At 72.2% G+C, this 19,417-nt stretch carries 16 protein-coding genes; 10 read left to right on the top strand and 6 right to left on the bottom strand.

Going from position 1 to position 19,417, the window contains the following annotated elements:
* Genes BKA15_RS10330 through BKA15_RS10320 form a run of 3 tightly spaced genes read left to right on the top strand, consistent with a single transcriptional unit; the run spans position 1 to position 2,213 of the window.
* Complete coding sequence (locus BKA15_RS10330) at positions 1-924, top strand: sugar phosphate isomerase/epimerase family protein (RefSeq protein ID WP_179750473.1); 924 nt, start codon at positions 1-3, stop codon at positions 922-924.
* Positions 917-1,939 (top strand): Gfo/Idh/MocA family protein, encoded by a 1,023-nt coding sequence (locus tag BKA15_RS10325; RefSeq protein WP_179750471.1) that lies wholly within the window; start codon positions 917-919, stop codon positions 1,937-1,939. The genes BKA15_RS10330 and BKA15_RS10325 overlap by 8 nt, the downstream gene beginning before the upstream one ends.
* Before the next feature lie 55 nt (positions 1,940-1,994).
* Complete coding sequence (locus tag BKA15_RS10320; RefSeq protein WP_179750469.1) at positions 1,995-2,213, top strand: hypothetical protein; 219 nt, start codon at positions 1,995-1,997, stop codon at positions 2,211-2,213.
* 12 nt (positions 2,214-2,225) lie between these two features.
* On the opposite strand, the gene BKA15_RS10315 is transcribed toward BKA15_RS10320, so the two are convergent.
* The gene (locus BKA15_RS10315) at positions 2,226-4,811 is read right to left on the bottom strand and encodes a golvesin C-terminal-like domain-containing protein (protein ID WP_179750467.1); all 2,586 of its coding nucleotides are present in this window, start codon (positions 4,809-4,811) and stop codon (positions 2,226-2,228) included.
* 57 nt (positions 4,812-4,868) lie between these two features.
* Positions 4,869-5,246, bottom strand: coding sequence for a hypothetical protein (locus BKA15_RS10310; RefSeq protein ID WP_179750465.1), 378 nt, complete (start codon positions 5,244-5,246; stop codon positions 4,869-4,871).
* A 108-nt stretch (positions 5,247-5,354) separates the two neighbouring features.
* Here BKA15_RS10310 and BKA15_RS10305 point away from each other — a divergent pair, with 108 nt between their 5' ends.
* Positions 5,355-6,434 carry a mannose-1-phosphate guanylyltransferase gene (locus tag BKA15_RS10305; protein ID WP_179750463.1) on the top strand — a complete coding sequence of 360 codons (1,080 nt, stop codon included), beginning with the start codon at positions 5,355-5,357 and terminating at the stop codon, positions 6,432-6,434.
* On the opposite strand, the gene BKA15_RS10300 is transcribed toward BKA15_RS10305, so the two are convergent.
* The 4 genes from BKA15_RS10300 to cofD all read right to left on the bottom strand — a co-directional run bounded on the left by BKA15_RS10300 (position 6,425) and on the right by cofD (position 11,289).
* The gene (locus BKA15_RS10300) at positions 6,425-6,835 is read right to left on the bottom strand and encodes a VOC family protein (RefSeq protein WP_179750461.1); all 411 of its coding nucleotides are present in this window, start codon (positions 6,833-6,835) and stop codon (positions 6,425-6,427) included. The genes BKA15_RS10305 and BKA15_RS10300 overlap by 10 nt on opposite strands.
* 1,814 nt (positions 6,836-8,649) lie before the next feature.
* The gene (locus BKA15_RS10295) at positions 8,650-9,189 is read right to left on the bottom strand and encodes a P-loop nucleotide/nucleoside kinase family protein (protein ID WP_179750459.1); all 540 of its coding nucleotides are present in this window, start codon (positions 9,187-9,189) and stop codon (positions 8,650-8,652) included.
* A gap of 187 nt (positions 9,190-9,376) precedes the next feature.
* On the bottom strand, positions 9,377-10,312 hold the full coding sequence (gene cofE, locus BKA15_RS10290; protein ID WP_179750455.1) for a coenzyme F420-0:L-glutamate ligase: 936 nt from the start codon (positions 10,310-10,312) through the stop codon (positions 9,377-9,379).
* A complete protein-coding gene (gene cofD, locus BKA15_RS10285) occupies positions 10,309-11,289 on the bottom strand; it encodes a 2-phospho-L-lactate transferase (protein ID WP_179750453.1) in 981 nt (326 codons plus the stop codon). Before cofD ends, cofE begins: the two co-directional genes overlap by 4 nt.
* A 244-nt stretch (positions 11,290-11,533) precedes the next feature.
* On the opposite strand from cofD, the gene BKA15_RS10280 reads away from it, so the two are divergent.
* From BKA15_RS10280 to BKA15_RS10255, 6 genes are all read left to right on the top strand, one after another.
* Positions 11,534-12,811, top strand: a complete 1,278-nt coding sequence (locus BKA15_RS10280; RefSeq protein ID WP_179750451.1) for a hypothetical protein — start codon at positions 11,534-11,536, stop codon at positions 12,809-12,811.
* Positions 12,812-13,107: 296 nt separating this feature from the next.
* Positions 13,108-13,365, top strand: coding sequence for a WhiB family transcriptional regulator (locus tag BKA15_RS10275; RefSeq protein WP_179750449.1), 258 nt, complete (start codon positions 13,108-13,110; stop codon positions 13,363-13,365).
* 264 nt (positions 13,366-13,629) lie between these two features.
* Complete coding sequence (locus tag BKA15_RS10270) at positions 13,630-16,968, top strand: glycosyltransferase (protein ID WP_179750447.1); 3,339 nt, start codon at positions 13,630-13,632, stop codon at positions 16,966-16,968.
* Positions 16,968-18,509 (top strand): DUF5719 family protein, encoded by a 1,542-nt coding sequence (locus BKA15_RS10265; protein ID WP_179750445.1) that lies wholly within the window; start codon positions 16,968-16,970, stop codon positions 18,507-18,509. Before BKA15_RS10270 ends, BKA15_RS10265 begins: the two co-directional genes overlap by 1 nt.
* Positions 18,494-18,949 carry a metallopeptidase family protein gene (locus BKA15_RS10260; protein WP_312878928.1) on the top strand — a complete coding sequence of 152 codons (456 nt, stop codon included), beginning with the start codon at positions 18,494-18,496 and terminating at the stop codon, positions 18,947-18,949. Before BKA15_RS10265 ends, BKA15_RS10260 begins: the two co-directional genes overlap by 16 nt.
* Positions 18,950-19,070: 121 nt before the next feature.
* A complete protein-coding gene (locus BKA15_RS10255) occupies positions 19,071-19,400 on the top strand; it encodes a DUF3499 domain-containing protein (RefSeq protein WP_446685530.1) in 330 nt (109 codons plus the stop codon).
* Positions 19,401-19,417: the final 17 nt, after the last annotated feature.

Genomic DNA, 19,417 nt, shown 5'->3' with positions numbered 1-19,417 from the left:
GTGTCGTCGAAGATCATCATCGGCTCGGCGCCGGATTCGTGGGGCGTCTGGTTCGCCGATGACCCGGAGCAGACGCCGGCGGACCGGTTCTTCACCGAGGTCGCGGCCGCCGGCTACGAGTGGATCGAGCTCGGCCCGTACGGCTATCTGCCGAACGATCCCGCTCAGCTCCAAGATCAACTCGACCGGCACGGGCTGAAGGTCTCGGCCGGCACGGTGTTCGAGCACCTGCACCGACCGGACAGCTGGGACGACGTGTGGAAGCAGGTCTCCGACGTCGCGTCCCTGACCCAGGCGGTCGGCGGTGAGCACCTGGTGGTGATCCCCGACCCGTGGCGTGATCACAAGACCGGCAAGCCGCTGGAGAACCGTGAGCTGACCGCGGACCAGTGGCAGGCGCTGACCGCGCAACTGGACGAGCTGGGCCGCCGGATCGACGACGAGTACGGGCTGCGGCTGCAGTTCCATCCGCACGCCGACAGCCACGTCGGCTATCAGCCGGACATCGAACGGCTGCTCGAGTCGACCGATCCGCGCTGGGTCAACCTCTGCCTGGACACCGGGCACGTCTCCTACTACGGCGGCGACAACCTGGAGTTGATCAAGAAGTTCCCGGACCGGATCGGCTATCTGCACCTGAAACAGGTCGATCCCGACGTGGTCGCCGTGGTCGAGGCGGAGGACCTGTCCTTCCCGGAGGCGGTCAAGCGCGGCGTCATGATCGAACCGCCGCACGGCCTGCCCGCGATGGGCCCGATCCTGGACGCGGTCGCCGAACTGGGCCGGGACGTGTACGCGATCGTCGAGCAGGACCTCTATCCGTGCGATCCCGATGTGCCGCTGCCGATCGCGCGGCGCACGCACACCTATCTGCGTGGCTGCAGCGGGGCCCCGGTCGAGATCGGCGTGCAGCAGGATGCCTGACCAGCAAGGGGATCTCAGGCTCGCCGTGCTCGGCGTCGGCATGATGGGCGCCTTCCACGCCGACCGGCTGAGCCGGGTCGTCCGTGGTGCCCGGGTGACGGTGATCAACGACGCCCGGGCCGAGCAGGCCGAGAAGATCGCCGGGCAGATTCCCGGGGCCCGGGTCGAGCCCGACCCGCTGGCCGCGATCGCGGCCGAGGACGTGGACGCGGTGGTGATCGCCAGCCCGGGCCGGTTCCATGCCGAGCAGGTCGCGGCCTGCCTCGACCGCGGGATCCCGGTGCTCGCCGAGAAGCCCCTGACCACCGACGCCGAGTCCGCGTACCGGATCGTGCAGCAGGAGGCGGCGCTGCCGTCGCCGCTGATCCAGGTCGGCTTCATGCGCCGGTTCGACACCGAGTACGTCCAGCTGCGCGAGTTGATCATGTCCGGCGACATCGGCGAACCGCTGCTGCTGCACTGCGTCCACCGCAATCCGGCGGCCCGGCCCGAGTTCGACTCCTCGATGATGATCACCGACTCGGTGGTGCACGAGGTCGACGTGGTTCGGTTCCTGCTCGGCGAGGAGATCACCGCCGTCCAGGTGATCAAGCCGGCCCCGACGCCCGGCACCCCGGACGGCCAGTCGGACCCGATGCTGGTCCTGCTGACCACCGAGGGCGGCCGGGTCGCGACGGTGGAGATCTTCGCCCGGTCCGGTGCCGGCTACCAGGTCCGGACCGAGCTGGTCGGTTCCGCCGGCAGCGCGCTGATCGGCCTGGACCGGGGCATGATCACCACCGGGCCGGGCACCGCGGGCGTGCAGCGGTCGGAGGCGATCGCACCGACGTTCATCGAGCGGTTCGCCACCGCGTACACCACGGAACTGCAGCGGTTCGTCGACGCCGCGCGGGCCGGCAGGATCGACGGACCGGGCACCTGGGACGGGTATGCGGCCGCGGCCGTGTGCGAGGCCGGCGTCGCTGCCGTACGGACCGGAGAGCGGGTCCAGGTCTCGCTGCAGGCCCGCCCGTGACCACGGTCGCCGCTCGCGTGGTGCCGTTTCGGTCCGGAAGCCGTACGGTTCAGAGATGAGGTTTCATCTGTACGAGCGGACCAGCGACGACACCGACACGCCCTCCGGCACCGACCTGGGCAGCTACGCCAGCCTCGACGAGGCCAAGGAGACGACCCCGCCGCGCCGGTGGGTCGCGCGGCGCGGCGCCAACGGGCGGCGGGTCTGGCTCGGTCTTCCGACCGCTGGTGCGCAGTGGTACGACCAGGTCCGGGAGCGTCCGGACGCGCGCTGAGCCCGTCCATGATCATCCGGCCGGGACGAACTTCACGGTGTTGGTGCGCAGGTAGCTCCGGCCGGCCGCGTTGGCGACGCTGACGAACCCGTCCGAGCCGGCCGCGAAGTCGAACCGACCGAGGCGCTCCCAGCCGCCGCTGCCGGCCGTCTGGTCGAACTCCAGCGCGGTCGTGCCGTCGGCGTGCGTGACGGTGAACCGGGCGGCCGTCGTGCTGTTGCCGGCGACCCGCGGCACCCAGGCGTACACCTCGTAGGTGCCGGCCGCCAGCGTCGGCCGCCACTCCGCGGTGGCGGTCGCGACGTTCGAGGTCCGGGTCTTCGAGCGGAGCCAGCCGGCGATGCTGGACGCCGTCCAGGTGCCCTGCTCGGTGTAGCCCTCGTCGGTCACGCCGATGATCGTCATCGGCAGCGGCCGCACGCTGATCGTGGCCGCGGCCGACTCATGGCCGGAGAGGTCGACGGCGCGGACCTCCAGCAGATGATCGACATCGTTGGCGAGCTTGTCGATCTTGAAGCCGAGCCGGGTGAAGTCGGGATCGGCCGGATGGCCGACCGGCTTGTCGGTGACCCGCCGGCCGTCGGCGTAGATGTGGTAGCCGAGCAGGTCCACCTCCGTGTTCTGCGTCCAGTAGAGGACGGCCGCCTCGTTCGCGGCCTCACCGGTCAGCCCGATCGGTGCCGCCGGTGCGGTCGTGTCGGCGGGTGTCCGGACCATCGCCGCCGTCGCGGGGGCCGACTCACGGCCGGCGGCGTCGACCGCGGTCACGGTCAGCCGGTGCCGCTGGCCGGGCCGGAACCCGTCCATCCGGAACTCCTCCCGCCGGACCGGCTGCCAGGTGACGCGCTGCCCGTCCAGGTAGACGTGATAGCCGGCCGGCTTCGGCCCGGCGCTCTCCCGCCAGGTCCAGGTCACCGCCGCGTCGCCGGTCGCCGGCGTGCTCGCGACCGTTCCACGGACCCGGGTCGGCGGGCGGACGGTGCCGTCCGGGACCGGGACGAACTTCACCGCGTCGGCGCGGAGCAGGCCGGTGACCCCGGTGTCCTTGCCGAGCTCGACCCAGCCGGCGGTGCCGGCCGCGAACGCGTACGTGCCGAGGCTGGTCCAGCGGTCGGCGACGCCGTCGGACGCCACCACCGCGCGGCCGCCGGCATGGTTGACGGTGAACCGGGCGCCGGTCGCGTTCTCGGCGTGGCGGGGCGTCCAGGCGTAGACGGCGTACCGGCCGGCCGCGGGCAGTTCCGGGGTCCACCGGGCCGTCGAGCTGGAGGCGCTGGCGTACCGGGTGCCGGTGCCGTGCCACCCCTTCAGCGTCGCCGAGCCGGCCCAGCTGCCAGTCTCGGTGTAGCCGGGCCCGCCGTCGTCGACGACCACGGTCGGGGTGAACCGGACCGCGTCGGCCCGGAGCGTGCCCTGGCCGGCCGGGTCACCGGCGACCGTGACGCCGTGCCCGGCGCCCGGCGTGAACGTGTAGGCGCCGAGACTGACCCAGCGCTGACCCGCCGTGACCTGGTTCAGCACGACCTCGGTCCGGCCGCCGGCGTGCTCGATCGTGTAGCGCGCCGCGGTGTGGCCGGTCTTGAGGAAGCTCGGATTCCACACCGACACCTCGTAGGAACCGGCCGCGCGCAGCTTCGGCGTCCAGGCCGCGGTCGCGCCCGGAGCGGTGGCCCGCCGGGTCTCCCGGTCCTGGAAGCCGAACGCCTCGCCGGTGCCCGTCCAACCACCGGTTTCGGCGTAGCCGGGCCCGCCGTTGTCGACGATCACGCTGTCCGGGGTCGAGCGGTCGCCGTCGTCGGTCGGGGCGAAGTAGCGGAAATAGTCCCAGCTGGTGACGCCCGGCAGGTCGGACTCGTCCACCGGAGCGGTGTAGCCGAGCGTGGTCAGCCAGATGCTCTGCAGCCCGTGCGGCCCGGCGTAGGCCTGGGACCGGGCCAGCACGCCGTCGACGTAGAAGCGGATCTCGTGCGGCAGCCACTCGAAGCCGTACGTGTGATAGCCGTCGGAGCTGTCCGGGCCCTCGTAGATGCCGCCCTGGTTGCCGACATGGGCGGGCGTGAACCAGTGCGAGTGGTGCTGGATCCGGGTCGGCGCGTGCGAGTCGATCTCGAACCCGTCGATCTCGTTCACCCGGTTGTTCGGGCCCTTGTAGTCGGGGGTGTCCGGCATCGCGTCGGACAGGCCGGTGGTCCAGAGCGCGGAGTGGAAGCCCTGCTCACCCCACAGCTCGGCCCGGGTCTCGTAGTAGCCGTACCCGAACCAGCGCTTGCTGATCACGCCGCCACAGGTGTACGGCATCCCGTTGCGGTCCTCCCGCTTCAACGCGATCTTGAGCGAGCCGCCGGACACCGAGACGTTGTCGGGCGAGTTGGAGCAGATCGCCTTCTCGCTCTCCCGGTAGTACCAGTCGTCGGTCTTCAGGGCGGTGCCGTCGAACTCGTCGGCCCAGGCGAGCGTGTAGCCCGGCAGCGGCGCCGGCACTGACCCTGGTTCGGCCTTCGCCGAGGTCGCGGGTACGGCGAGCAGGGTGGTGACCATGATCATCGCGGTGATGATCAAGGTGGGGATGATCATGGTCCGATGGGCGCTGTTGATCATGCGGAAGCCTTCCAGGGAGTACGCGGAGCGGAGATGATCACTGGCGGACAAGCTTGATCACACCGACGCGATCGGGCCGGAGCCGGTCCGGTCGATGCCGATCGTGTAGGGCTGGCCGCCGTCGACGTGCCAGCCCGCCGACGTGTCGAAGCCGAGGTCATCCCGGAAACCGCTGCTGAGCCGGACGCCCTGATCCCAGCCGATGATGTTGTGCGAGATCCCCGGCACGTGCGAGTCGATCTCGAACCCGTCGATCTCGGTCCGGGGGCCGGTGCCGCCTGCCTGCGCGGCCCAGAACGCGGAATGCCAGCCGCTGCCGACCGCGGCGTTCTCGGCCCGCTGCTCGCTCCAGGCCTGCCACGGGGCGTCGGTCCGGTAGCTCCACTTCGCGGTGTCCACCGCGGTTCCGTCGAACTCCTCCGACTTCCTCGTCACCCTTCAAGAAATCGGCCCTGCGCCCCGATATGTGAATAGCAGTCCCATAATGTGGTTCTGCAATTTTGTCATGAGGCTGCCTCGGAGGGGGATGGTTAGGCTGTCCCGATGCGTTACGCGGTGATCATGGCCGGCGGGTCCGGGACGCGGTTGTGGCCGCTGTCGCGCAAGGGGATGCCGAAACAGTTGCTGCCCCTGGTGGACGGCAAGAGCACGCTGCGGCTGGCGTACGAGCGGCTCGCCGGGGTGGTGCCGGACGAACGGATCCTCGTCTGCACCGGCGCTGCGCACCTGGATCTGGTCGCCGCCGACGTGCCCGAACTGGACCCGGCCAACCTGCTCGGCGAGCCGGAGGGGCGGGACTCGCTGAACGCGATCGCCTGGCCGGCCGCGCTGCTGGCCGAACGGGACCCGGACGCGGTGATGACCGTGCTCAGTTCCGATCACCTGATCTCGCCCGTCGCCCGCTTCGCGGACGCGCTGCAGGACGGATTCGCGGCGGCCGAGAGCGACCCGGGTGCCCTGGTCACGTTCGGCGTGGTGCCGACCTCGCCGCACACCGGGCTCGGCTATCTGGAGCGTGGTGCCGAGGTCGCCGGGCGGTCCGGGGTCTGCCGGGTGGAGGCCTTCGTGGAGAAGCCGGACCGGGAGACGGCGGAGGGCTATCTCGCGTCCGGCCGCTACTGGTGGAACTCGGGCATGTTCGCCTGGCGGGCCGAGACGTTCCTTGATCAACTTCGGCAGCTGCTGCCGGACACCCATGCGCAGGTACGCGAGCTGGCCGCGCACCCGGACCGGTTGGCCGGCATCTATCCACGGCTGACCAAGATCAGTGTCGACTACGCGATCATGGAACCGGTGTCGCAGGGCCGGGCCACCGGCCACGTGCTCGCGGTCGGGCTGCCGATCGACTGGCAGGACATCGGTGGCTTCGCGGCTCTGGCCGACCTGCTGCCGCGCGACGAGAGCGGCAACGCCACCGAGGGTCCCAGCGTCCTGCACCTGTCCAAGGACAACCTGGTGATCAACAAGTCCGGTGACGGCCGCCTGGTCGCGATGGTCGGCATCTCCGGCACGGTCGTCGTCCAGACCCCGGAGATCACCCTGGTCTGCCCGCTCGCCGAGGCCGGCCGGGTCAAGGAACTCGTCGCCGAGGTCGCAGCGCGGCTCGGCCCTGACTACGCCTGACCCCCGGAGTCGACGCCGGTCACTCGTCCCGTGTCGTCTGTCCGGTAGCGGCCCTTGCTCAGGTCGACCAAGATCAACTCGTTGCCGAACGGGTCCGCGACCACCGCCACCCGGCCGACCGGGATGTCCGCCGGCTCGCTGATCATCCGGCCGCCGGCGGCGATGATCATCTCGGCCGCGGCGTCGGCGGAATCGACCAGCCAGTTGGGCGCGTAGGGCAGGCGGGTGGTCAGCACGAGCTCCGTCTCCGAGCCCGGGCAGCGCAACCCCGCCTGGCCGAGCTCGTCGTTGCGCCAGAGCAGTTCGTGGCCCAACCGGTCGACATAACAGGCCAGGCCGGCATCGAGATCCGGCACCGGCACCGTGACCGCGTCCACCAGCCGCAGCAGTGGCTGACCCATCCGGTCAGGCTAACCCTGCCGGTGACCAGGCGGCGTCCGGCGACCGGGCCGCTCGGCACGGTGACTTCCAGCGGACGCTATGACCCCGCTTCGGGCGTTCTTCGCCGGTCAAGGAGTCCGCTCGGCGACGGGTATCGCCGAGGCCGGTGGCTGGGCGGAGGCCGGAGGTTGCCGCTGACACCAACCGCGGCCGTGTGTCCCGCGGTGAGAGGTCCGATGGTGTTGGTGGCGGCGGGCGAGTCCAGCACGAAGCGGCGCGCGGGTAAGGGGATGCTGACCGGCGACGCGCGGTTCGTGGGCCAGAAGGGGCGCCGAGAGTCGCGGTGTGGACTCAGCCTCGGCCGCTGCCGGACGGCCCGTGCGGGAACCGACCTCGCTGAGCGGCGCAAGGGCAGCTTCCGGTCAAGAATCGCGCCCCCAGAGTCCACTCGGCTGAACTCGGCCCAGACCGTCGGGACGTTCCCGCGGGAACGCCTCCGGCACCCGGCCTGCTCCGTTACCCGGCCCGAGCCAGCACTCGGTGATGACGGAGCGCCAGGGTTCCCGCAGGAACGCACCGGACTAAGCGCGGCCCGGGTTCGACTGGCCGATCGGGCCGGTCGGCCCACCGGGCGTTCCCGCGGGAACGTCTCCGGCACCCGGGTCGGCCCCGTTACCGGGCCCGGGCCGGCACTCGGTGACGAGGGAGCGCCAGGGTTCCCGCGGGAACGCACCGGACTAAGCGCGGCCCGGGTTCGACTGGCCGATCGGGCCGGTCGGCCCACCGGGCGTTCCCGCGGGAACGTCTCCGGCACCCGGGTCGGCCCCGTTACCGGGCCCGGGCCGGCACTCGGTGATGACGGAGCGCCAGGGTTTCCGCGGGAACGCACCCGACGAGGGCGCGGCCCGGGTTCGGCTGGCCGATCGGGCCGGTCAGTCCACCGGGCGTTCCCGCGGGAACGCCTCCGGCACCCCGGCCAGCCCGCCGTTACCCGGCCCGGGCCGGCACTCGGTGACGACGGAGCGTCAGGGTTTCCGCGGGAACGTCTCCGGCACCCGGCCGGCCCCCGCTACCCGGCCCGGGCCAGCGCTCGGTGACGACGGAGCGCCAGGGTTTCCGCGGGAACGCACCCGACCAAGGCGCGCCCCGGGTTCGGCTGGCCGATCGGCCCGGTCAGTCCACCGGGCGTTCCCGCGGGAACGTCTCCGGCACCCCGGCCAGCCCTGCTACCGGGCCCGGGTCGGCACTCGGTGACGAGGGAGCGCCAGGGTTTCCGCGGGAACGCACCCCGACGAGGGCGCGCCCCGGGTTCGGCTGGCCGATTGGCCCGGTCAGTCCACCGGGCGTTCCCGCGGGAACGTCTCCGGCACCCCGGCCAGCCCTGCTACCGGGCCCGGGTCGGCACTCGGTGACGAGGGAGCGCCAGGGTTTCCGCGGGAACGCACCCCGACGAGGGCGCGGCCCGGGTTCGGCTGGCCGATCGGGCCGGTCGGCCTACCGGGCGTTCCCGCGGGAACGCCTCCGGCACCCGGGTCGGCCCCGTTACCCGGCCAGCCCCGCTACCCGGCCCGAGCCAGCACTCGGTGATGACGGAGCGCCGAGGTTCCCGCGGGAAGGCACTCGACCAGGGCGCGGCCCGGGTTCGACTGGCCGATCGGCCCGGTCAGCCCATCCGACGGTGCCGCAGGACCGCTTCCCTGACCCCGACCGGGCTACCGTGCGGGTGCCTCGAAGATCGCGCCGTCCGGCACCGCGTAGGCCGCGGCCCCGATCGAGGCGGCGTCGCTGGGTTCGCTGGGCCGGGCGATCGCGCCGCTCCTTCCCGCCGCCGGCGTCAGGCGGCGGACGGGTTCCGCAGGACATCGCGAACCTCGCCGGCGACCGCCGTCACGGAGACCGGGGCCGAGGTGTCCACCCGGATCAGCGGGCCCAGGCCCAGCGGCTCCATCTGGTCGGCCAGCTCCCACCAGCCGGCCTCGGACGCCGGGCCCTGCGGGTGTACCGGGTGCCGGGCGCGGGTCAGATAGCGTTCCCAGGCGAGTTCGGCGGGCACGTCGCACCAGACCTCGACGAGCTGGCCGACGCCGGCGATCTTCAGGCCGCGCTCGAAGTGCCCGCGGTCCCGAGTCGGGTTGGCGACGGTCTCGACCAGCACCAGATCCTCGACCTCCGCCGCGAGCAGCCAGATGGTCTCACCGGTCACCGCCCCGAGCCGCCGGGTGGGCAGGGTGTCGACGCCCACGGCGTCCGCGAGCGCCTCCTTGATCAGGTCCTTGCTCAGCCAGGTGGCCCCGAGTTCCGGCGCGAGTTCCCGGGCCAGCGTGCTCTTCCCGGCACCGGGATACCCGTTGATCAACACCAGCTGCGTCGCCATGGCGGACAAAGGTATCCAGAGCCCCCGTCGATGGTGAGCGGCCGCACAGGTCGAGAAGGAGTGTGGTTGTCGACATTCCGACGTCGAATCCGACGAAGTGCGTGCGGTTGTCGACAAACCCGCGGGTTTGGGGCGAGCGGGCGGGTCCTGGGGCAAGCGGGGCGGGTCTTGGGACGGGCGGGGCGGGTCAGGGGGTGGGGGTGGGGACGAGCTGGTCGAGCTTCGGGACCACGGCGCCGAGGTCGGCGTGCACGGCGAGGATGCGGCGGACCAGTTCCGCCTGGTCGCCGGTCAGGCCGGCGCCGGAGATCACGTCGATGATCATGGACTCCGGGTCGTGGTGCTCCAACACGGCCTCGTACCGGTCGGCCTGGCCGACGGCGGTGAGGACGGCCAGGATGGTCGCTTCGCGGGCGCCGAGGCGGAAGAAGTCCTCGCCCTGGGGTCGGGCCAGGTCCCGGGCGACCGGGACGTCCGGGCCGGGCTCGACGACGTGTCGGCCGAGGCCGCGGACGACGGCGACGGGGCGGCCGGTGAGCTTCTCCTTGGCCAGGTCGGCCGCGGCGGCGAGTTCGTCGGCGATCGCGGCCGCGCTGACCTTGAGATCGTTCCCGTACGGATCCGTACGCCCGGCGTAGGAGTCGATCACCCGGACCCCGGCGGCACCGATGGCCAGGTCGGTCTGGCCGATCCGCCAGGCCCGGCCCGAGGTGTCGGAGATGATCACGCCGAGCCGGAGGCCGGTCCGGCCGGCCAGGTCGGCGCGCAGCCGGGCGGCGCTGGCGTCGGGATCGACCGGCAGCAGCAGGACCGTGCCCGGGTCGACGTTGGAGTTGTCGACCCCGGCGGCGGCCATGGTCAGCCCGCCGCGGGTGTGCACGATCCGCGACTCGCCGCGCCGGGCCACGGTGCCGAGCGACTCCGCGGTGATCGCGGCCTGCCGGTCGTCGGCCCGGACGGTACGGCCCTCGGCCTTGCTGATGATCTTGGACGTGACGACGACGACATCACCGTCGGCCAGCGGCCCGGCGTCGTCCGCCGCGACCGCAGCCAAGATCAACTCGGTCAGGTCGGCGCCCGCGGACACCTCGCCGATCCCGGCCGGCGCGAAGATCGTGATCATGCGACACCGACCTCGGCTGCGGCCTTCCGGACGAACCGGGCGGTCGCCTCCGGGGTCGCCATGATCAGATCCGCGCTGATCGCCGGCAGCCCGCCGGACCGGACCCGGTCCACCGCGGCGGCGTCGGCGTCGTCCATCACCCACAGATCGAGTACGCCCTCGCCCGACCGCGGCCCGTAGTGCAGGCCGACCGCCGGCGCGCTCACCTCGACCCCGATCATCGGCAGCAGCCGGTGCGCCATGCCGAGCACCGGGGCGCCGTCGAGGATCCCGGAGAAGCCGATCACCGGCGCGGTCGCGCTGCGTACGGCCGCCGCGAGGCCCGGCACGGCCAGGATCGGGCCGATCGAGACCACCGGGTTGCTCGGCGCGATCAAGATCACGTCCGCCGACTCCAGCGCGGTCAGCACGCCGGCGGCGGGCGCGGCCTCGTTCATCCCGACCCGCACCATGTCGAGGGCTTCGGGTTCGGCGTGCTGGCGTACCCAGTATTCCTGGAAGTGCACCGCCCGCCGCCCGGACGGCGACTCCGGGTCGGGAATCACGATGTGGGTCTCGACCCGGTCGTCGGTCATCGGCAGCAGCCGCAGCTTCGGGTCGTCGGCCAGCCAGCGGCTGCACAGGGCCGCGGTGACCTCGGACAGCGGATAGCCGGCGTCGAGCAGCTGGGTCCGGACCAGGTGGGTGGCCAGGTCGAGATCGCCGAGGCCGAACCAGGACGGCTCGACGCCGTAGTGGGCCAGTTCCTCCTTGACCCGCCAACTCTCGTCCATCCGGCCCCAACCGCGTTGCGCGTCGTTGCCGCCGCCGAGGGTGTACATCATCGTGTCCAGGTCCGGACACACCCGCAGCCCGTGCAGGGTGATGTCGTCGGCGGTGTTCACGATCACGGAGAGTTCGGCGTCGGGATAGGCGTGGCGGACGCCGGCGGTGAACCTCGATCCACCGACCCCGCCGGCCAGGACTGCGATCTGCACGGCTTCAGTCTGTAACACCGGGCAACAGCGGGCCAGTCGAGGGGGTGGTGTCGAACGGTGACCGTAGCGAGCTGGGTGCCGCGCAGTAGGTCACCGTTCGACACCACCCCCTCGGGTCCCCCGGCGTGTGTGCAGCCGGTACGCGGAGCGGGCGCCGGCAAACGGCTAAGGTGACCTGAGCAAGGCTCGGGGCCACAGGTTCGCCGACCCGCGATTCGGCGGTCCGGTATGAGGTAGGGAGACCATGCTCGAGGAGCTGAAGAAGTACCGAGAACTCGTCGTCCTCATTTTGCTCGCGGCAGCGGGGCTACGCCTGCTCGCCCAGCTGATCGGGGCGTTCCTGTACGAGGGCGTGGACGGACCGGACTTCCTCTGGGGTGCCGCGATCGTCGGGACCGGCACCCTGGACACCCTGCTGGCGGTCGTGCTGGTGGCGATGGTCGCCTGGTGTGCCAAGGACAAGACGCAGAACGCTCGGCTGCTCGCCCTGATCGCCCTCGTGGTGGTCGGCGTGGCGACCCTGTTCGGCTTCATCTACAGCGTCCTCGGACTGGCCGCGCCGGCCAACAACCGGGTCTTCGGCTTCCTGGTCGACCTGACCACGCTGGTGATCCCGGTCCTGCTCGTCATCGCGCTGTGGCGGATCTTCCAGTCGTTGCCCGCACCGCAGCCGGCGCCGCGTCCGCAGCCGGCCGCGCTGCCGCCCGGCTATCCGCAGGGTTACCAGCAAGGGCCCGGCATGCAGGCCGGACCGGGCATGCCGCCCGGGCCGGGAGCACACGGTGGACCCGGCCCGCAGCAGGGACCCGGTCCGCAACAGGGACCAGGGCCTCAGCAGGGACCAGGGCCGCAGCAGGGCCCGGGGGAGCCGGGCTGGAGCGGCGCCTGGCAGGGCCAGCAGCCCGCCTCGCAGCAGTCGGCCCCGCCGGCCGGACCCGGCACCTGGCAACCGCAGCACTCGCCGAACCAGCCGTATTCGCCGACCCAGCCGGCCCATCCCGGTCAGCATGATCAACACGGTGCCCCGAGCGGCTGGACGGCGCAGGCCGAGGTGCCGACGGCAGGCTCCGCGGCCAGCGGGTACGAGTCCACCGGCCCGATCGGCCAGCCGCCCGGGCCCGGCCAGCCCCAGCCGCAACAGCACCAGCAACCGAACCAGCAGCCGAACCAGCAGCCCAACCCGCAGGCCCAACCGAGCCCGCAGTATCAGGGACCGCAGTACCAGGGTCCCCAGGGCCAGGGTCCCCAGGGACAGCAGGGCCAGGCACAGCAGGGCCAGAGTCAGCCGGAGCAGCCGTCGCCGGTCGCCGGCCCCGATCCGGGCCAGCCCGGTTCCGCTCCGAGCGCGTACGAACCCACGGGCCCGATCGGCCAGCCTCCGGCGTCGGCCGGCTCCGCCGCGAACGCGGGCCCGGGCTACCCGCCGGCCCAGCAGCCGGGCCAGCCCCAGCAGCCCGGCGACCAGCCGAGCGGATCCGACTCCCGGCAGGCCCAGCCGAACTGGTGGGATCGGCCGAACTGACGCCTGATCAGGGGGAGTGCGCCCGGGTTGGCGAGTCGACCCGGCGCCCGCTACGCTCGCCCGGCGCACCCTGCGGAGGCGTCTGCCCACGGTGCCGGACGAGTGCGCATTATCAGGTCTGCACTTGACTTCTCGGTATTGACAGGCATGTAATTTCACATATGTTGTTCGGCGATGGGATCACGTTCCCCAAGCCCATCACCAAGCAACACCTGATCGCCTCCAACGGCCACCGCGAGCCGGAGGGATGCGGGCATCGGGCGACAACAGGTATCGGGTCGAGGAGGTGCAGCTAGATGCACGAGGAGCCGGAGTTCGACGACGACGAGTTCGGTGCCCTGAGCTGGCAGGAACGGGCGCTCTGTGCACAGACCGATCCGGAGGCGTTCTTCCCGGAGAAGGGTGGTTCGACCCGGGAGGCGAAGAAGGTCTGTCTGTCCTGCGAGGTGCGGACGGAATGTCTGGAATACGCGCTGTCCAACGATGAGCGGTTCGGCATCTGGGGCGGCCTCAGTGAGCGAGAGCGGCGCAAGCTCAAGAAGCGCGCCGTCTGAGCCCTTCGATGGGCTCCCGGGCGATGACGCCGGGCTGCGGCACGGCGTCATCGGGGCTCGGGAGATCGCTCGGATGGAGAGTCGGGGGAAGACGGCATAGAGTATGGGGCGCCCAACCAGGGCGCCCTTGGTGTTTGTTCGGGCGACGTCGGCCGGGGGCCGGCCCAGCGCCCGAACCGCACCGAGGAACCGGCTCAGCCGGTTGCTCGTTGGACCTGCTGGTCCGCGGGAGTTCCACGACTTGCAAAGGTTCCAACAATCCACATGGCCAGAGATATCGTTCCCGACGATGCTCTCGAGCCTCGACGCAGTCTCGGCCACGCGCCGGCGTCGTACGAACTCGACCTCGATCCGATGATCGACACCGCCCAGCTGTCCGCGATCACCGTCGGCGACGGTGGCGAGGTGGACCCCTGGGCCTGGGCCCGCGAGGAGGACGACTACAGCCGGCCGGTCGACGTGTCGCGCTGCGAGGTCACCGCGGTGCTGGTCGCCTTCGACGCCGAGCGCTGGCTCTCCGCCACCCTGACCGGGCTGTCCCACCTGACCGTCCGGCCGACCCGGCTGATCGCGATCGACAACGGCTCGACCGACGGAACCCTGGACCTGCTGCACGACGCGATGACCCGCGGCATCCTCGACGCCGTCTACCAGGGCAAGCGCGGCACCGGCTTCGGCGAAGCGGTCAGCCGGGCGCTGGCCGCCGACGCCGCCGCGATCAACGAGGCCGCCGACACCCGGCTCTTCTTCACCCGCGAGGAGGATCAGAAGGAGCCCTGGTACTGGCTGCTGCACGACGACGCCGTCCCGGCGCCGGACGCGCTGTACCAACTGCTGGCCCACGTGGTCACCGATCCCGACATCGACATCACCGGGCCGAAGCTGCTGCTGCCGAAGCGCCGCCAGGCCACCCGCCGGCTCAGCGAGGTCGGCGTCTCGATCTCCGGTACGGGTCGTCGCGAACTGAGCCTCGACCCCGGCGAGATCGACCAGGGCCAGCACGACGAGCCGCGGCCCAAGCTCGGCGTCTCCAGCTGCGGCATGCTGGTCCGGGCCAGCGCCTGGTCCGAACTGGGCGGGCTCGACCCGGCCGTGCCGGTGTTCCGGGACGGCGTCGAGTTCGGCTGGCGGGCCAACCTGCAGGGCTACCGCGTCGTCACCTCACCGGCCGCCGAGATGGTGCACCGCCAGGTCGGCCGGGCCGGCCTGCGCCGGCGCGGCATCGGCGGTCGCCGGCCGGGCAAGACCGACCGGCTGCTCGGCATGCTCGTCGTGGTCGGCCACGCACCGGGCGCCCAGGTCATCTGGACCTGGCTCCGGTTGGTCTGGAGCTGCATCCTGCGCTCCATCGGCTACCTGGTCGGCAAGGCTCCCGGGCGCTCCCTGGACGAGTTGCTCGCCCTCGGTGCGTTCGTCGCGAACCCGAGCCGGATCGGCCGGATGCGGCGCCGGCTGGCCGCGATCGATCCCGTCTCCGGTGCCGGCGACCGGGTCCGCGAACTGCGGCCGCCCTGGTGGAGCGGCTTCCGGTTGGCCGGCGAGGCGCTGACCGGTGCCGTCGCCGACCGCTACCAGTCGGTCGCCGGAGCCAGTGAGGTTGCCCTGCTGGACGACCTCACCGCCGACGACTTCCTGACCGTCGGCCGGGAGGAGAAGTCGCGCAGCCCGTGGCTGGCCCCGATCGTGATCGCCCTGGTGGTTGCGATCGGCGGCAGCGTGCTCGCCGCCCGGGACCTGCTCCGGCTCGGCTCGCTCTCCGGTCCGGCCCTGCTGCCGGCGCAGGAGTCCCTGGCCGCGGCCTGGAACGCGGCCCTGGCCCCGATCATCGGAGCCGCCAGCCAGTCCAGCCCGCCGTGGCTGGTCTTGGTCGCGCTCGGTTCGACGATCACCTTCGGTCAGCCGGAGTGGTTCGTCACGCTGCTGCTCTGCGGGGTCGTGCCGCTGTCGCTGCTGACCGGCTTCCTCGCGGTACGGCATCTGATCGGTGACCGCCGGCTCCGGATCTGGGTCGCGGGTACGTACGCGCTGCTGCCGGTGCTGCTCGGCACCACCAACCAGGGCCGGCTCGGCCTGGCCGTGATCGCGGTCGCGCTGCCGTTCCTGCTCCTCGCGGTGCGGGCCCTGGTGCTGCGCCGGCCGCGCAACCCGGAGGCTTGGCGCGGCGGCTGGGGCGCCGGGCTGGTCCTGGTCGTGCTGATCGCCTTCGAGCCGTCGCTGCTGCTGTTCGCGATCGTGCTCGGCATCGCCGGTGCGATCGTGCTCCGCCGGGTGCCGCGCAAGGCCGGCCGGATCCTGATCGCGCTCGGCGTACCGCTGGTCGTGCTGGCGCCGTGGTGGCCGAGCCTGATCACCAGCTGGGGCCGGGTCCTGGTCGGGCCCGACGCGGCCCTGACCGGTGTCGGTGACGCCGCCCGGGTCTGGGAGCTGATGCTCGGCCGGCCCGGTGGCGACGGACTGCCGCCGATCTGGATCAGCGCGATCGTGTTCGGGCTGATCTGGCTGCTCGCCGCCGTCGGCATCGCCCGGCGGCCGAAGTCGTCCACGGTGGTCTCGGCGTGGGTCGCCGGCGGGCTCGCCCTCGCCATGGCGATCCTGGTGTCCCGGCTCGTGGTGAACCTGCCGCCGATCGGCGACCAGGCCCGACCGTGGGCGGGCACGTACCTGCTGATCGCGTTCGCGGCGCTGCTGGTCGCCGCCGGCACCGGCCTGGACGGCTGGGCCGCCGAACTCGGCGACCGCAGCTTCTCCTGGATCCAGCCCGCCTCGGTGCTGGCCGGCGTGCTGGTCGGCGCGATCACCCTCGGCGCGGCCGTCTGGTGGGCGATCGCGGGTGCCGCCGGCCCGATCAAGCGACAACCACTCGACGCCCTGCCGCCGTACGTCGTCAACGCGATGGCCTCCGACGGCAAGGTACGGGTGCTGGCGATCGACGCGAGCGGCGACGGCCTGCGCTACTCGGTGGTCGACGAGACCCTGGCCCGGCTCGGCGACGCCGACCGCGGCTACGCCTTCGGCGGCTCGATGGGCGCCCGCAGCCAGTCCACCGACCTGGTGATGCGGCTGGTCGCCGGCACCGGTGACTCCGACATCGCGCCGCAGCTGGGCCGGCTCGGCGTCGGCTACGTCTGGGTGACCGGCGCCGACGAGGCCGAGCAGGCCCTGATCGGCAACACGCCCGGCCTCGGCACGGCCAGCGGTAACTTCCGCGGCATGGTCTGGCAGGTGCAGCCGCCGCCCAGCCGCGCCGTGCTGGTCGACGGGAAGAAGCAGACCCCGATCCCGGTCGGCGGTACGACGATCGAACCGGGCGGCGAGAACCGGCGGCTGGAGATCGGCGAACCGGCCGACTGGCGCTGGCAGGCGACGCTGGACGGCATTCCGCTGGCCGCGGTCGACGAAGGCTGGCAGCAGGCGTTCCTGCTGCCGCCGCAGGGCGGCCGGCTGGAGTACCGGCTGCCGACCGCGAACTGGCTGCTCGGGTTGCAGGGGCTGGCTCTCGGCGTGGCCGCGATCCTGGCCGCTCCGGCGATCCGCCGGCCCGAGGTCCGGGACCCGGCGAAGTCTGCCCGGCGGGCCGCGGCTGGCGGGGCAGGGGAGGTCTGATGTCGGATTACCAGTACCCGGCGCAGCAGGGTCCGGGCCGCGCCTACCAGGACGACGATCCCGAGGTCGTCGAGTGGCAGCCGGTGTCCGAGCCGGGTGCGCAGCAGCGCGGCGCCGGCCTGCTCGCGGTCGTCGCCGGTATCGCGATCCTGCTCGGCGGCGGCACACTGCTGCAGCCGGCGGTCGCCGATCCGCCGCCGGCCCCGGACCCGGTGATCGGCCGGACCCATGTGGTCTGCCCGGCCCCGCCCACCGGCAGTGACGTACGGTCGGTCGTCCAGGCGGTCGCCAACAAGCAGGAGAACGAACAGCCCGGCACGCTCTCCGGTACCGCGGTCGGGACGGACAAGCCGGCATTCCAGGTGACTGACCCCGGCAAGGGCGTCACCAAGTCGGCGCCGAAGAACACCTTGATCGTCACCGGCGAGAAGGGCCTGGCCACGTCGAGCAGCGCCGGCACCCTGACCAACGGCAGCGCCGGGGTGAACTCCGGGCTGCTCGGCGCTTCCTGCAGCAAGCCCTCGACCAGCCACTTCTTCGCCGGGATCGGCGCCGAGAAGGACTTCCGGACGGAGTTGGTGATCACCAACCCGGACGAGACGCCGGCCCAGGTGGACGTCACGTTCCTCGGCGCCAAGGGCTCCGTTCCGGTGCCCGGCGGTCCCGGGATCGAGATCCCCGGCCTGCAGTCCCGGGTGATCGCGCTGGACGCCATGGTCACCGTGAAGGGCGCGCTGTCGGCCCAGCTGGTCGCCTCCCGCGGCCGGGTCGCGGTGATGGCCCGGGACTACCGGGCCAAGGGAGATTCCCCGCGCGGCGCCGACTGGCACGCCTCCTCGGCGGCGCCGGCCAACCAGGTGATCATTCCGGGCGTCCCGGACGGCGCCGGCGGCCGCAAGCTCGCCGTCGCCAACCCCGGCAGCGCTCCGGCTCACGTCGAGATCACCGGTCTCGGCCTGCAGGGCGAGTTCGTGCCCGCGGGCGGCGACCAGGTCGACGTGCCGCCGCAGAGCACGGTGCTGGTCGAGCTCGGCCCGGGCCTGGTCCAGCAGGCGGGCGCGGTCAAGCTGACCAGCGACCAGCCGGTCACCGGGGCGATCAGGTCGGACGCGCCGAGCGAGGACGAGACCGGCGACAAGGTGGTGCCCGACTTCGCGGTGCAGACCGCGGCCCTGCCGCTGCGCCAGGTCGGCGTGCTGCCGTTCGTCGGTGAGTCCGGCATCGAGAGCCAACTGGTGCTCAGCCACCTCGGCGAGGGCCCGGTGGATGTGATCATCGAGGTGGTCAGCATGGCCGGGGTCACGGTGAAACTGGAGAAGGTCCAGGTCGCCGCCTCCAGCACGCTGGTACGCCAGCTCAGCTCGCCGCTGCCGGCCTACGTCGTGATCCGTACCCCGGAGAACTCGGGGGTCTACGCGGGCCTGGTGCAACGCCGGACCGGCAACTCCGACGTCTCCGGCATCACCACCCTCGCGGTGTCCTCACCGGACGTGGCCGACCGGGTCCGCCCGGCCAGCTTCGACCCGTGGACGGCGCGCTGACCGTGCCCAGCCGCCGCGACCGGCACCAGCGTGGCCTGCGCGGGCCGCTGGCGCTGCCGAATCCGCTGAGCCGGCACCCGGCCCGCCCGTTCCGGTCGCCGACCAAGGCCGACTTCTTCGCCGACGCGGTCGACGAGGCCGTCGAACGGATCGGCCACAACTGCCCGGACGCGCTGGTCGGCATCACCTTCGGCATCGAGGATGTCCCTTATCTGGAACGGGCCTGGACCGGATCCGAGGTGCCGCTGGCGGCCGCGATCTCCGGCGACGCGGACCGGCTCAGCCAGGTCGTGGTCTACCGGCGGCCGCTGGAGCACCGGGCCGCGTCCCGGTCGGGGCTGCGGATCCTGGTCTACCGGACCGTGGTCGAGCAGCTGTCCGCGCTGACCGGCCGGAGCGTCGCCGAGCTCGATCCGAACGGCGACGACGACGATCGCTGACCGTCCCGGGCACGAACTTGATCATGGCGGCGAGCCTCCCGGCGAAGCGTCGCGGGCGGAGGTAGCGTCGGCTCTTGTGACCTCCAGGCGCTGCTCCCGATCGGGATGCTCCGGCACGGCGGTGGCCACGCTCACGTACGTCTATCTGGACTCGACGGCCGTGCTCGGGCCGCTGGCGACGCGCGCCGATCCGCACGGCTACGACCTCTGTTCCCGGCACGCCGAAGCGCTGTCCGCCCCGCGTGGCTGGGAGGTGATCCGGCTGGCCATCCCGGACGAGCCCGAACCCAACACCGACGACCTGCTGGCGCTTGCCGACGCGGTCCGTGAGGTGGGGCTGTCGTACGACGAGCAGGCCGATGCCGAGGACGGGCCCAAGGAGCGCTCCTCCGGCGTGGTCGAGCTGGGCCGGCGCGGACATCTGACCGTCCTGGCCGACCCCGACAACTGATCCGCATAACCTTGTCC

Origin of the sequence: Microlunatus parietis, from assembly GCF_013407955.1 — a bacterium.
Classification (GTDB): Bacteria; Actinomycetota; Actinomycetes; order Propionibacteriales; family Propionibacteriaceae; genus Microlunatus; species Microlunatus parietis.
Note: the sequence above shows the minus strand (reverse complement) of the source record. Positions and strands in the feature narration are given on the sequence as shown.